This is a genomic window from Azospirillum himalayense (assembly GCF_042657465.1).
GTDB lineage: Bacteria > Pseudomonadota > Alphaproteobacteria > Azospirillales > Azospirillaceae > Azospirillum > Azospirillum himalayense.
In genome coordinates this window covers 1-961 of sequence record NZ_JBHSLC010000062.1, presented here as the reverse complement: position 1 = coordinate 961, position 961 = coordinate 1, and the positions used below count along the sequence as shown (strand labels likewise).

The following is a 961-nucleotide window of genomic DNA, read 5'->3' as shown; positions in this document are numbered from 1 at the left end:
TGGCGTGGATGACCCAGGCCATCCGCTCAGCCCCCGACAACGCGGCCTGCTTCTCCAACCTTGCCAGCGCGCTGCGGCGGCTCGGCCGGCGCGACGAGGCCCTGGCATCCTGCCGGCGCGCCCTGGCGCTGGACGCCGGCTCCGGCGACGCGCTCAACAACGTCGCGAACGTGCTGTCGGACCAGGGCCGGCACGGCGACGCCGCGACCGCGCTGTGCCGGCTGCTTCGCCTCAAGCCGCAGCTGACCGAGCAGCGGCTGCTGCTCGCGCAGGCGCTCATCCTGGACGGCCGGGCCGAGGAGGCAATCGAGGAGTTGATGGTGCTCCTCGGCATGGCGCCGTCGTCGGTGGCCGCATATGCCAACCTGGGCATGGCCTGCCGCCGTCTCGGCCGGTCGGAGGAGGCGGTCCGCTACTACCGCTGCGCGCTCGGCTTCGCGCCGGGCGATCCCGGCGTCCTCAACAACCTGGGCGTTACGCTTCAGGACCTCGGGCGGCTCGACGAGGCGGTGGCCTGCTTCCGGCAATCCATCGCGATGCAACCGGGCGCGGCGCACACCCACCTCAACCTCGGGCTGGCGGCCCGCGACCTGATGCGGGTCGACGAGATGATCATCCTGACGCGGATCGCCGTCCGGCTCGACCCGGCCTTGGCGGAGGCCCACACCGCGCTGGGCTTTGGGCTGCTGCTCAGGGGTGAGTTGGAGGAGGGGTTCGCCGAGTACGAATGGCGCTCGCGCATGGCCGACTTCCCATCGCCCCGGCGCAGCTTCGCCTCGCCGGCCTGGGACGGCTCCGACCTCACCGGCCGGACCCTGCTGGTCCATGACGAGCAAGGGGTGGGCGACACCATCATGTTCGCCCGCTTCGCCCCGCGGCTTCAGGCGCGGGGCGTGCGCGTCCTCATCGAGTGCAACAGCCAGCTCGTCCGCCTGCTCTCCGCCATGCCGGGCATCGAGGG

Annotated in this window: 1 protein-coding gene; it reads left to right on the top strand. The window is 72.2% G+C overall.

Annotated elements, in window-relative coordinates; translation table 11 throughout:
• Window positions 1-8: 8 nt before the first annotated feature.
• A partial coding sequence (locus ACFPMG_RS23500; protein ID WP_376997643.1) for a tetratricopeptide repeat protein occupies window positions 9-961 on the top strand: 953 nt, incomplete at its 3' end.